This is a genomic window from Bacillus sp. NEAU-Y102, from assembly GCF_054788175.1.
Genome location: NZ_JBTWFK010000008.1, coordinates 72,575 through 85,104, shown reverse-complemented (window position 1 = coordinate 85,104; position 12,530 = coordinate 72,575). Strand labels below are relative to the sequence as shown.

Annotated in this window: 12 protein-coding genes and 1 pseudogene; 7 read left to right on the top strand and 6 right to left on the bottom strand. The window is 33.9% G+C overall.

Annotated elements, in window-relative coordinates; genetic code table 11:
• The first annotated feature begins 11 nt into the window (after nucleotides 1-11).
• Genes mvaB through ACYFX0_RS21075 form a run of 4 tightly spaced genes read left to right on the top strand, consistent with a single transcriptional unit; the run spans nucleotide 12 to nucleotide 5,250 of the window.
• Nucleotides 12-923 carry a hydroxymethylglutaryl-CoA lyase gene (gene mvaB, locus ACYFX0_RS21090; protein WP_000775428.1) on the top strand — a complete coding sequence of 304 codons (912 nt, stop codon included), beginning with the start codon at nucleotides 12-14 and terminating at the stop codon, nucleotides 921-923.
• A gap of 4 nt (nucleotides 924-927) precedes the next feature.
• A complete protein-coding gene (locus ACYFX0_RS21085; RefSeq protein WP_000939799.1) occupies nucleotides 928-1,716 on the top strand; it encodes an enoyl-CoA hydratase in 789 nt (262 codons plus the stop codon).
• A gap of 2 nt (nucleotides 1,717-1,718) precedes the next feature.
• Nucleotides 1,719-3,260: an acyl-CoA carboxylase subunit beta gene (locus ACYFX0_RS21080; RefSeq protein ID WP_063675383.1), complete on the top strand. Its 1,542-nt coding sequence runs from the start codon at nucleotides 1,719-1,721 to the stop codon at nucleotides 3,258-3,260.
• A 49-nt stretch (nucleotides 3,261-3,309) separates the two neighbouring features.
• Nucleotides 3,310-5,250 carry an AMP-binding protein gene (locus tag ACYFX0_RS21075; RefSeq protein ID WP_000806483.1) on the top strand — a complete coding sequence of 647 codons (1,941 nt, stop codon included), beginning with the start codon at nucleotides 3,310-3,312 and terminating at the stop codon, nucleotides 5,248-5,250.
• Nucleotides 5,251-5,567: 317 nt separating this feature from the next.
• Here ACYFX0_RS21075 and ACYFX0_RS21070 read toward each other — a convergent pair whose 3' ends face one another.
• On the bottom strand, nucleotides 5,568-5,939 hold the full coding sequence (locus ACYFX0_RS21070; RefSeq protein WP_042992790.1) for a hypothetical protein: 372 nt from the start codon (nucleotides 5,937-5,939) through the stop codon (nucleotides 5,568-5,570).
• A gap of 598 nt (nucleotides 5,940-6,537) precedes the next feature.
• On the opposite strand from ACYFX0_RS21070, the gene ACYFX0_RS21065 reads away from it, so the two are divergent.
• Entirely contained in the window at nucleotides 6,538-6,894 is a 357-nt protein-coding gene (locus ACYFX0_RS21065; RefSeq protein ID WP_000535572.1) for a hypothetical protein, read from the top strand.
• A 105-nt stretch (nucleotides 6,895-6,999) separates the two neighbouring features.
• Entirely contained in the window at nucleotides 7,000-7,533 is a 534-nt protein-coding gene (locus ACYFX0_RS21060) for a GNAT family N-acetyltransferase (RefSeq protein WP_000990084.1), read from the top strand.
• 271 nt (nucleotides 7,534-7,804) lie between these two features.
• Here ACYFX0_RS21060 and ACYFX0_RS21055 read toward each other — a convergent pair whose 3' ends face one another.
• Nucleotides 7,805-8,413: a hypothetical protein gene (locus ACYFX0_RS21055; protein ID WP_106082182.1), complete on the bottom strand. Its 609-nt coding sequence runs from the start codon at nucleotides 8,411-8,413 to the stop codon at nucleotides 7,805-7,807.
• Between the two features lie 608 nt (nucleotides 8,414-9,021).
• Nucleotides 9,022-9,159 carry a DUF3956 domain-containing protein gene (locus ACYFX0_RS21050; RefSeq protein ID WP_000376554.1) on the bottom strand — a complete coding sequence of 46 codons (138 nt, stop codon included), beginning with the start codon at nucleotides 9,157-9,159 and terminating at the stop codon, nucleotides 9,022-9,024.
• A 181-nt stretch (nucleotides 9,160-9,340) separates the two neighbouring features.
• Between ACYFX0_RS21050 and ACYFX0_RS21045 the strand changes: the two are divergent.
• A pseudogene (locus tag ACYFX0_RS21045) lies at nucleotides 9,341-9,430 on the top strand (DinB family protein); the annotation flags it as partial.
• 61 nt (nucleotides 9,431-9,491) lie between these two features.
• Here ACYFX0_RS21045 and ACYFX0_RS21040 read toward each other — a convergent pair.
• From ACYFX0_RS21040 to ACYFX0_RS21030, 3 genes are all read right to left on the bottom strand, one after another.
• On the bottom strand, nucleotides 9,492-10,508 hold the full coding sequence (locus ACYFX0_RS21040; RefSeq protein ID WP_106082183.1) for a D-alanyl-D-alanine carboxypeptidase family protein: 1,017 nt from the start codon (nucleotides 10,506-10,508) through the stop codon (nucleotides 9,492-9,494).
• Nucleotides 10,509-10,682: 174 nt separating this feature from the next.
• Nucleotides 10,683-11,840 carry a sensor histidine kinase gene (locus tag ACYFX0_RS21035; protein ID WP_001243314.1) on the bottom strand — a complete coding sequence of 386 codons (1,158 nt, stop codon included), beginning with the start codon at nucleotides 11,838-11,840 and terminating at the stop codon, nucleotides 10,683-10,685.
• Complete coding sequence (locus ACYFX0_RS21030; protein ID WP_001038808.1) at nucleotides 11,830-12,525, bottom strand: response regulator transcription factor; 696 nt, start codon at nucleotides 12,523-12,525, stop codon at nucleotides 11,830-11,832. The genes ACYFX0_RS21035 and ACYFX0_RS21030 overlap by 11 nt, the downstream gene beginning before the upstream one ends.
• Nucleotides 12,526-12,530 lie beyond the last annotated feature (5 nt).

The following is a 12,530-nucleotide window of genomic DNA, read 5'->3' as shown; positions in this document are numbered from 1 at the left end:
GGGGAAGCGAATTGAAACTACCTAATTTTGCTGTCATTAAAGAAGTCGGGCCACGTGATGGCTTACAAAATGAAAAAAAGATTGTTGGCACAAAAGATAAAGTAAAATGGATTCAACTACTTACAGAAGCAGGATTGTCGTATGTTGAAGTTTCCTCATTCGTTCACCCAAAATGGGTCCCTGCATTAGCAGATGCAAATGATGTATTTTCTGAGCTGAAAAGGGATCCAAATGTTACATATGCTGCGCTTGTTCCGAATCAAAATGGTTTGGAACGAGCTTTTTTGCAAAATGTAGATGAGGTGAATGTTTTTTTATCAGCAAGTGAATCTCATAATAAAAGTAATATTAATAAATCGATTAAAGAAGCATTAGTTGTAATTGAAGATATAACAAAACAGGCATTATTCGAAGGGAAAAAGGTAAGAGGCTATGTTTCTACTGTATTTGGATGTCCTTATGAAGGGGATATAAGTGCTACAGCAGTTGACGAATTATGTAATCAACTGTTTTCATACGGCATTTATGAAGTTTCTCTTGGGGATACAATCGGTGTAGCGAATCCATTACAAGTAGAACAAGTATTAGAACACCTATTAAAGAAGTATGATGCTTCGCAGTTTGCAATGCATTTTCATAATACGTATGGAATGGCTCTAGCGAATGTAGTTAAATCATTAGAATACGGTATTACAACGTTTGATAGTTCTTGTGGTGGACTCGGGGGCTGCCCTTATGCACCAGGAGCATCAGGTAATGTTGCTACTGATGACCTAGTACATATGCTCCATAAATTAGGAGTCCAAACGAATATAGACGAAGAAAAGTTATTGAGAGCTAGTCAATTTATTCAAAGTAAGTTAAATATCCAATTACCGAGTCATGTGTATAGAGCGCTTCAACATAAAACGATAAGTAGGTGAGTAGATGCTACAATTACAAAACATTTCCGTTGATTACGTAACACCTCACGTAGTAAAGATTTCGTTAAATCGTGCGAGACAAGCAAACTCATTATCTTTGGCATTATTAGATGAATTACAAACTATATTAACTCAAATAAGTGAAGATTCAAGCGCACGTGTAGTTATTTTGACTGGTGCTGGTGAAAAAGCATTTTGTGCTGGTGCAGATTTAAAAGAGCGTGCCGATATGAATGAAGAACAAGTTCGTCATGCTGTTAGTATGATTCGCACTACTATGGAGATGGTTGAACAATTACCACAGCCAGTTATTGCTGCTATAAATGGAATCGCACTTGGTGGTGGTACGGAATTAAGTTTAGCTTGTGATTTTAGAATTGCTGCTGAATCTGCAAGTCTTGGTCTTACTGAAACGACACTTGCAATTATACCAGGAGCAGGTGGTACACAGCGCTTACCAAGATTAATTGGAGTTGGTAGAGCGAAAGAATTAATTTATACAGGTAGACGTATTTCAGCGCAAGAAGCAAAAGAATATGGTTTAGTAGAATTTGTTGTACCAGCTAATTTACTTGAAGAGAAAGCGATTGAAATAGCAGAGAAAATTGCTAGTAATGGACCTATTGCTGTTCGATTAGCAAAAGAGGCAATTTCAAATGGTATTCAAGTTGATTTACATACCGGATTACAAATGGAAAAACAAGCGTATGAAGGTGTAATCCATACGAAAGATCGAATAGAAGGATTACAGGCATTCAAAGAAAAACGTAAACCGATGTATAAGGGGGAGTAAATATGTTAGACCAAAAACAACAATCTAATTCATTTGAAGAACGTGTTGAAACGATTAAACAAGGCGGGGCACCGAAATATCATGAACAAAATAAAGCAAAAGGAAAATTATTTGTTCGAGATCGTTTAGCGCTTCTATTTGATAATGGCGAATATGTAGAAGATGCATTATTTGCTAACTGTGAACAAACAGGCTTACCTGCGGACGGCGTTGTAACTGCAACGGGTAAAATACATGGTCGTACTGCGTGTGTAATGGCTAATGATTCTACTGTAAAAGCTGGATCATGGGGATCACGCACAGTTGAAAAGATTTTACGTATTCAAGAAACAGCTGAAAAATTACGTGTTCCGTTATTTTATTTAGTCGACTCTGCTGGAGCGCGTATTACAGATCAAGTAGAAATGTTCCCAGGGCGCCGCGGTGCAGGAAGAATCTTCTATAATCAAGTGAAATTATCAGGTAAAGTTCCTCAAGTATGTTTATTATTTGGACCTTCTGCTGCTGGTGGTGCATATATTCCAGCCTTTTGTGACGTTGTAATGATGGTAGAAGGAAATGCATCTATGTATTTAGGATCTCCTCGTATGGCTGAGATGGTTATCGGTGAGAAGGTAACTTTAGAAGAGATGGGCGGAGCTCGTATGCATTGCTCTGTATCAGGATGCGGAGATGTTTTATGTAAGACAGAAGAAGATGCGATTACACAAGCAAGACAATACATTTCATATTTTCCAAACAACTACTTAGAAAAGACTCCATTGGTTACACCTCAAGAACCGAAACAATTCGATAAAACATTAGAACAAATCATTCCAGAAAATCAAAATGCTCCTTTCAATATGAAAGATCTCATTAATAGAGTTATTGATGAAGGTTCATTCTATGAAGTAAAAAAATTATTTGCTCAAGAGCTAATTACAGGCTTAGCACGTATTGATGGTAAGCCAGTTGGTATTATTGCAAATCAGCCGCGTATGAAGGGCGGTGTATTATTTCACGATTCAGCTGATAAAGCTGCTAAGTTTATTAATTTATGCGATGCATATCATATTCCATTATTATTCCTTGCGGATGTACCAGGATTTATGATTGGTACAAAAGTAGAGCGTGCTGGTATTATTCGCCACGGTGCAAAAATGATTTCTGCAATGAGTGAAGCAACTGTACCGAAGATTTCTATCGTTGTTCGTAAAGCATATGGCGCTGGTTTATATGCGATGGCAGGTCCAGCATTTGAACCAGATTGCTGCCTGGCATTACCGACAGCCTCTATTGCGGTAATGGGTCCAGAAGCTGCGGTTAATGCTGTATATGCAAATAAAATTGCAGCTTTACCAGAAGAAGAGCGCGCTAGCTTCATTGCTGAAAAACGTGAAGAGTATAAGAAAGATATTGATATATACCACTTAGCATCAGAGATGGTGATTGATGGTATTGTTCATCCAAACAATTTACGTGAAGAGTTAAAAGGACGTTTCGAAATGTATATGAGTAAATATCAATTATTCACGGATCGTAAACATCCTGTATATCCAGTTTAAAAGCCCTATTTAGGGCTTTCTTGCTCAAAAAGTTAAGGAGGGGAAAACATTGAAACAAGCAGTTTGGTTTCCAACAGAAGAGTATAAGGAAAAAACACGTTTATATGGTTGGATGAAATCATTGGGATATGAAGACTATGAAACTTTTTATAATAAATCTATTGAGGAAACAGCTTGGTTTTGGGGAGAGGCAGAAAAAGCAGTAGGCTATCAATGGATGAAACCTTATACAGAAGTGTTAGATTTAGAAAATGGTACACCGTTTGCACAGTGGTATAATGGCGGAACATGTAACGTTGTAGAATCAGCTTTATCCCGCTGGCTTGCGGATGAAGAAACGAGAATACAGCCAGCGCTTCAGTACGAAGGGGAAAATGGAACTTCAAAATCATTTACATATGAAGAGCTTGATAACTGGGTAAGCCGTGTTGCAAATGGTTTGAAACACGCGGGTATTGAGAAAGGTGACCGTGTAACAATTTATATGCCGATGATTCCAGAAACAGTTGTTGCGATGCTAGCTGTAATGAAAATCGGTGCAATTATTTCACCAATATTCTCAGGCTTTGCGTCTGATGCAGTCATGACACGTGTGCAAGCGGCAGGTTCAAAAATGATTATTACCGCAGATGGATTTTCACGCCGAGGAAAAATTGTTTCTTTAAAAGATGAAGTAGATAAAGCTTGTGAACATTGCCCAACTGTTGAAAAAGTGGTAATCGTTCGTCATGCAGGAAATGATTTTACACCACATAACTATGACTTTTCGTGGAGTACGCTAGAAAAAGAAAAACCATTCATACATGCCGAAGAAATGCAAAGTGATGATCCATTAATGCTCATTTATACATCAGGAACGACTGGTAAGCCGAAAGGAACAGTACACACGCATGCAGGATTTCCTTTGAAAGCAGCTTTTGATGCAGGATTTGGAATGAATATTAAACAAGGTGATCGTGTATTATGGGTAACTGATATGGGCTGGATGATGGGGCCATTTCTATTATTCGGTTCACTCATTAATGGAGCAACGATGGTTATGTACGAAGGTGTTCCAGACTTCCCAGAAGCAGACCGGTTATGGGAGACAGTTGATAAATATGAAATTACTCATCTAGGTATTTCACCAACGTTAATACGAGCATTAATGGCAAAAGGTGATAAGTATGTCAATAAACATTCTTTAAAGAGTTTGGAAGTATTTGCATCAACAGGAGAACCTTGGAATCCTGATCCATGGATGTGGCTGTTTGAAACAGTTGGAAAAGGAAATGTACCAATCTGTAACTACTCAGGTGGAACTGAAATCTCTGGTGGGATTTTCGGTAATGTTCTTATTAAGCCAATAGCACCGATTAGTTTTAATGCATCTTTACCAGGAATGGCAGCTGTCGTACTGGATGATCAAGGTAAACCAATTCGAGATGAAGTCGGAGAATTATGCTTAGAGAAACCTTGGGTAGGTATGACGAAAAGCTTCTGGGAAGATGATGAACGTTACGTAAACACATATTGGTCGCGTTTTGAAAATAAATGGGTCCACGGTGACTGGGTCATTTACGATGGTGAACAATATATCATCACAGGGCGTTCAGACGATACGTTAAATATTGCAGGTAAACGTATTGGACCTGCTGAATATGAATCTATTCTTGTGAAACATAACGATGTAATCGAAGCTGCTGCAATTGGTGTACCTGATGAAGTAAAAGGTGAAGTTTGTCATTGTTTCGTAGTATTAAGAGACCATGTAACATTCACAGGAGAATTAAAGAAAGAATTAATGAGTTTAGTAAACTCTCATATTGGAAAAGCGTTGTGTCCTAAAGACATCCACGTTGTAGAAGATTTGCCGAAAACACGTAATTCTAAAGTGATGCGCCGTGTTATTAAAGCAGCTTATTTAGGAAAAGAATTAGGTGATTTGTCTTCACTTGTAAATCCTGAAGTAGTTCCGTTTATTCAGGGGTTACAGTCTAGTAAATTATAAACATAAGAAAGGATCTCTATATAAATAGAGATCCTTTCTTATGTTTATAAAAAGAGAAAAAGTGAAGTTGATGAAGAAAAATTCTACTATTAGTGTTAAGTATGTTTTATAGTTTTAATCAAAATACGATATTATGGAATGTCTACTCAATGGAGAAATACTAATTTACAACAAGGTGATAACAAAGCGTGCCTGCTTTATATGTCTGTTAAAACTTTTACGTGTTAATATATAAAAAGCTGACTATACTCAGTCAGCTTTTTATATATTACATTCTAGTATTTATTTCACTATTTGCCGGGCAGTAATGCCCCCACCTAAAAATTCAGCGAAAGTAAGGAAGTAGGTGTGGGATTAACTTTCCGGAAAAGCCCGATTGGTTCCAAAAGCCATATTCTTTCCTTTACGTTGACATTAAAAAAATTACCAATTTTTTCTTTTACAATGGCAACAAATAAAGAAACATTTACAACGACACTTATTTCGTTTAGAACCCCAATCATCATCACGATGACACTTTTCTTTAGATTTCCACCAATCATCGTCACGATGACACTTTTCTTTAGATTTCCACCAATCATCATTACAATGCTTTTTCTGAGAACTCCAATCATCATCACAATGATGCTTTTCTTTAGATTTCCACCAATCATCACAACAATGCTTTTTCTGAGAACTCCAGCAATCATTTTTCCAAGACATTCATTTCTACCTCCTTTCAATAGTGTTCATATTATTCTATGTTTTAATAAAAAAATGGCTTGTTTATTAACCTACTATTTTATCTTTATATGATAGAGTGTTTTCTACTCGATATAGAGTTCATACAAACCATGCTAATTTTTAAGAGATAGTGGAGAGAACTACTACTAGTTATGGTGTTTTCCAATAAACATTTGTTGAAGAAAGCGTTCTGATTAGAAATAATATCTTATTTTCGAGTACGCTTTTTTAAATGTATATTTCACAATGAAAAATGGGAAATCCACAAATAAAGTCTATGTATATGTGAGTTAATGGAAAAATCTAGTGTGTTTTTAAGGAGCGTCTTATTTAAAAGAAAAAAGATTTGTTTTAGAAAGTGGTGTCTAAACATTAAATGGAGTAGGACTAAATTCACGGCCGCTCATTAAACAAGCTTTTAATTAGGAGAAGTCTGTTTTTATAATGAATAATGAAAAGAAAGTATAGTACAATTGTTTGTTTTTTTCTTTTTATGTGTTTGCCTCGTACCCTTTTAAGCTAGTGGACATACTTTACTAATAGAAAGGATTAGGGGGTGAGGTATTGGGTTCTCGATTTAATAATTGTAAAAAGAAGTGTACATGTAAACAAGATGATTGTTGGGAAGTATTCGAAGAGTGTAAAAAAGAACAGCATGAGAAATGTGATAATTCTTGTGTACAAGGAATTAGAGATGAACTTAAGAAATTAATTAATCGAACAGTTCAAATTAATACAGAGGGACGTACTTATGTAGGTACTGTTTCGTCTGTAAGTTGTGATCTAGTTAGGCTTGCGGCTATTCCTGGATCGGTTGGAGTAATTATTTCCATTTGTAAAATTGAAGCAATTTTCCCACCTGTTACAACGGTTACTGCTGACTTTGATTTTAATGGTATTGATGTAGCAAACAAAGCATAATTATGCTGCTTTTTTGTAAAGCCATTCACATGAATGGCTTTATTTTAATTTCATATAAAAGGAGAATATATTCTTTATATAGAAATAAGTTTCAGGTTATAAAGCATGATGTATGAAAGGAGCAAGGAAGTGATTAAACTAGAAAGCTTTAAGAAATCTGATTTTAAACAATTAATAAATTGGATTAACTCCGAAGAATTTCTAATACAATGGTCAGGAAATGCATTCACATTCCCTTTAGACGAACAGCAATTAGAGAAGTATATAGAAAGTGCAAATACACTCGCTTTCAAAGTGGTAGATGAAGTGACCTCAGACGTTATTGGTCATATTTCGCTTGGGCAAATAGATAATATTAATAAGTCCGCTAGAATTGGAAAAGTATTAGTTGGTAATACGAAGATGAGAGGACGTTCTATAGGAAAACATATGATGAAAGCAGTACTTCATATTGCTTTTGACGAATTAAAACTACATAGGGTAACTCTTGGTGTGTACGATTTTAATACATCGGCCATTTTCTGTTACGAAAAAATAGGGTTTGTAAAAGAAGGCTTATTAAGAGAGTCAAAAAGAGTAGGAGAAACGTATTGGAATTTATGGGAAATGAGTATGTTAGAATATGAATGGAAGAAGTAGCAACAATAGTTATTTATAATTATATTATGTTAACAAAAGGGGCTTGGTGGGTATAGTGGATAATAAAACAAAAATAATTTCAATTGCAGCTGTTTCAGGGGGAGAGCTAGTATATTAAAACTGACAAAGAAACCATTTTTGAAAAAGGCCCACCTGCATTGTTTCTGAGGAATAAGAGGGTGAGCCCTAATTAAACGAAACTGAATGAATCTGTAAAAATTGTAACTAAAGTATGCATCAACAAGGTATTGAAAGGGATGAATAGTAAACTTTACAAATTATTCCATATGTAACAAAACTGGTTAGCTTCTGATTTAAGCGCTACTAAATGATTATTATTAATAGAGTTATTCGTATACATTCTGTTCTTTTGGATGTTAAGTACCGTATAATTCACATCGTTTCGTTCATTTGAAAATGTTGATTCATTTAATAGTGTAAGTGTCGAGTTAATGTTGTATTTATCAATTCGCTCTTTTTTTCCTTTGAAAAACAGTTTGATAAGATGTGGCTCATTATTAATGAATAAGCCAAGTTCAGGTGATGAACGGACGATTAAATCATCTGATTTCCAATGTGATTTACCTGGATCAAACCAGGAGATGTCTTTATTTTTAATGAATTTTTTGAATTGCTTTATAACATCAATGTAGTTTTGTTTTTTTTTCTGATCAACCGTTTGTACTAATGTTTCGAAACATTCAAAAGGTAGTTTGTTTTGATGAAATTTAATAACAGTTTCTCGTAATTGTTTCCAGTAATCAAAAGCTGGTTGATATTCAGGTTGGGATTTTAGATTTTTTATAAAGTTTGTTTTAGCTGTACTACCTTTCAGTGTGAAGTCTAAAAATTGTGTAAGCCCTACTTTAATTTCTGTCATATTACATCACCCTTCCAAACATTATTCATATAATAATAGACGAAATACCCTACATTTTTAAAGAAATGAGCTAGATGCTAGAAAACCTAATGTCCATGCACAATAGATACGGGAAAGCCAATCCGTAAGTATAAATGATGGACCATCCAATTGAAGATAAATTAGATAATGGTTACCAGGTGATAGGTTATTAATATAATCGGATAGTGAGGCGAGTTTAAAAGATAACAATATAGATTATTTAGCTTGGATTTGAGAAAAAAGTGCATGGGAATAAAGAGGGATATAGGGAAATGGGCTCTCATCAAAAAATATAAGTTGGTATCAGTATACCGTAGAGAATGAGTGTATAGAACATACAAGTAAAAGTATTGGCTAGCACACTTAAAATAAGCCGTATAAAAAGTTAATCATCGTGTGCTTTGATTATATAATGTCGGCGAAATAAATAGTGTGAAGGACAGCGATCTTAACAAGTGTTTCATGTAACGTTCATGTACTTTAATTTTTTATAATTAATCAAATTTGAATTTTGTTTGTTGTTAAGAAAAGGTGAGAAGAAAATAAAAAAAGAGGGCTAATGCCCTCTTTTTTTATTAATTTGGTAATTAATCACAGATTGGTATCCCAAGCACTCTTAGAGCTAATGCTACTTGAAGGGAAATCTCTAATCTAGCAATTTCAATACCAGCTACTGAAAGAACTAAAAAAGGTTGTCCGTTTACAAATACAACGCAACTATCCATAGTTAAGCCTCCTTTCTAGTAATCTACTATAGTATATGAATAGAACTTTAATATGTAATAGTTAAATTGTTGGATTTAATAGAATTAATAGATTAACCCATTTAAACTAAACAAACGAACACAACGAACGGAAACAGAGATGGATGTATGCCTCGAAAAACATAGGTTTTAAGACATGGGATATGAAATTCATCATATTGGTCAGCTGTCTATATGGGCGAGGCAGTTAAACTTGCAACCAGTTTCAGCAAATTTAATTGGAAGAGGATGATAGAATTAAAAACCGACTTGCATCTCAAACGCAAGTCGGTTTTTATATATAAGAAGATTTCTTAATTGAAATCCTCGGATTTTTTCTGACGTATATGTAAAAACATTAAGGTGGTAATGATTAAAAAAATCATTATAGTTTGTATAATTAAATTTTTAAACTGAAGCAATATTGTCCACGATGTAAGGGTGTCTTTAAAAGCTTGGAGTGCAGAGTACGAGGAAGGATCAAAACCATACTGTAGCAACTTTTTTGTTTCAATAAATGAAATGTTTTCTTCATCTGCATCTAATATTACTGAAATTAGTCTAGTATCTTCAAGTTTTGCTGTACTGACAAAACTATAATTACCATTAGTTGAAAAACTAGTTTGTAAGCCATCAACACCTTGAAGTTTAATGTTTTCATTAAGGGAATATATCATTTTATTCGTATTGAAAACCTGGGAATCTTTGAAGGAAAATTGGTAAGAGGTTAGTTTCGTAATATTCAATACATCTGGAAAATCTTTTATTAATCGTGCTGCTAATTTAGCTGCGTCTATTGCTGTTGTAGTTGATTGTTTATTTGTATCATTATTATTTCCAGTAGAGTTTAGAAATGGAGATGGTTGTAATAACTTTAGTTCTTTTGCTTTTTTATTCATTAATACTGTAAAGTTATCTTCATTTCCAGCAATGTGTTCTGCAAGAGCGAGTGCAGAACGATTATTCCCTGCCAGTAGCAATGCATGAAGTAAATCACGAACCGTTGTTTTATCATTCGATGTTACTTGTATAGGGCTTGTTTCTACTCGGAAAACTTCGTTACTTATTTGTACGAAGTCATCTAACTGTATTTTTCTATCATTTAGTTGCTCCAATACGATATATTCTGTCATTAATTTAGATAAAGCAGCTGATTGTACTGGAGTTTCTTCATTTTTTTTATAAACAATTTCACCTGAATTAGCATTTATTAAGATAGCTGATTTAGCTTGAATAATCGGACCATTTACATAAAGGTAAAAATATAAAACGATAAGTGCAGTAATGAAAAAAGATAATAATAAAATAGCGAATTTTTTTAAGAATTGCATAAGCGATCCTCCTATTATGACATCAATAATAGTATTGTAAAAAAGAATGCTTAATTAGGAAGAAAGAAAAGGTAAAGAATTTCTAAAGAATTATAAAGGATTATTATTTTTTGTAATTAATGGAAAAAGTTCAATTTCTTATATGATAAGAAATTGAACTTTTTATTTGTGATATTAACCTTTGTAGGGGAGTAGTTTTACAGTGAAAGTAGTTTTTTCGTCATCACTATATACTTCAATTGTTCCTTTATGCAATTCGACTATACTTTTTGCAATTGCTAATCCAAGTCCAGATCCACCAGTGTTTGTAGAGCGCGATTTTTCAACGCGATAAAAACGTTCAAAAATATGAGGTAAATCCGTACTAGGAATAGGTTGTCCGTAATTTGTTATATCAATTGTAATCATATTATTGCTTTCATAAGCAGTAAGGTCAATATAGCGACCTTCGCTTCCATAAGCGATAGCGTTTATAATAAGATTTTCAAACACACGCACTAATTTGTCACCATCAGCTAATACCATGAGCTTTTGAGATGGGAAAGAAGGTCTACATTCTATATTAGCTTCTTGAACCTGTATTCGGAATTGAACAGTTAATTGTCCAAGTAACTCTACAATATCAATGGGGACAGAATACAAGCTTAACTCTTTATTTTGAACACGTGTATATTCGAACAAGTCATTCATTAATGCATTAAGACGAGTTACTTTATCATAAATGACTTGAATATAGTATCGCAATTCCACTTCATCTCTATAATTATCATGATGAATTAAATTTACGTATCCAACTATAGAAGTAAGGGGAGTACGTAAATCATGTGATACATTTGTAATAAGTTCACTCTTTGCTTGTTCCGCTTGTCTTTCTTCATCAATTGAGACTTTTAATTGTTCAACAATTTCATTGACCCCGATTGCTAACTCTTCCAAATAATTATGATTTACAACAGAAACTTTATGATTGAAGTTTCCATTTGCAATGTAACGAATTTCTTCTATCATTTTTTTTATACAAGTTTCATAGTAAAGTTTTCTCTCGTGACGATAAAAAATGTAAAGATAGGATGAAAAAATAGAAAATAAAAACAAATAAGAAACAATCATCATCCATAAAGATTCTTTAACCCCTTTATACTTTTCATAACCAAAAATTCGAATGAATTCTTTACCGAGTTCGGTTAGAGTAAGTGAACTTTCAATTACACTCGTAACGAGGCGATAAATAATTAATTCAGTAATAGGAGTGAGTGTGATAGCTAGTAAGAGCCAAAAAATAAGTTTCCATTTAGGGATATCTTTTAATATATCAAATGCTTCATTTCTCAATTTTATAGCCAACTCCCCAAACAGTGTGAATAAATTTTTCTCCATTCATTACCGTTTCAAGTTTATCCCGTAAGTTGCTAATATGGACCATTACCGTCTTATTTGAACCATAACCATCTTCATTCCAAACGCGTTCGAAAATTTCTTCTGAACTAAATACTCTTCCTGTATTACTCGCAAGTAAATATAAAATATCGAATTCAATAGAGGTTAGTTTAATATACTCTCCATTTACTTTAACAGTATGATTATGTTTGTGTATTTCAACAGAGCGAATACGAATAATACCATCTTCATTCTTTTGCGAAGTAGCATTTTGGAAAGATGATCTTCGTAATAAAGCTTTCACTCTAGCTACTAATTCTAATGGATTGAATGGTTTGATCATATAATCATCGGCACCTGTCATAAGACCTAATATTTTATCCATATCTTCTGCTTTTGCACTAAGCATTAGAATTGGTACAGTATTATTTTCACGTACTTCCTGACAAACTTCTAATCCGTTTCGTTTTGGCATCATAATATCCAAAATCATAAGGTCAACTTCATATGTAGAAACCTTCTGCAATGCTTCATCGCCATCATAAGCTTTATAAATGTTATAGCCTTCATTTCGCAAATAAACAGCAAGTAATTCAACAATTTCTTTATCATCATCAATAATTAATATGTTTTTATTCATTTTGT

Coding starts and splice junctions, on each gene's coding strand:
- ACYFX0_RS21055 (WP_106082182.1), bottom strand. CDS start 8,413: ATGACAGAAATTAAAGTAGGGCTTACACAATTTTTAGACTTCACACTG.
- ACYFX0_RS21040 (WP_106082183.1), bottom strand. CDS start 10,508: ATGCAATTCTTAAAAAAATTCGCTATTTTATTATTATCTTTTTTCATT.
- ACYFX0_RS21030 (WP_001038808.1), bottom strand. CDS start 12,525: ATGAATAAAAACATATTAATTATTGATGATGATAAAGAAATTGTTGAA.
- ACYFX0_RS21070 (WP_042992790.1), bottom strand. CDS start 5,939: ATGATTGCTGGAGTTCTCAGAAAAAGCATTGTTGTGATGATTGGTGGA.
- ACYFX0_RS21050 (WP_000376554.1), bottom strand. CDS start 9,159: ATGGATAGTTGCGTTGTATTTGTAAACGGACAACCTTTTTTAGTTCTT.
- ACYFX0_RS21080 (WP_063675383.1), top strand. CDS start 1,719: ATGTTAGACCAAAAACAACAATCTAATTCATTTGAAGAACGTGTTGAA.
- ACYFX0_RS21085 (WP_000939799.1), top strand. CDS start 928: ATGCTACAATTACAAAACATTTCCGTTGATTACGTAACACCTCACGTA.
- ACYFX0_RS21060 (WP_000990084.1), top strand. CDS start 7,000: ATGATGTATGAAAGGAGCAAGGAAGTGATTAAACTAGAAAGCTTTAAG.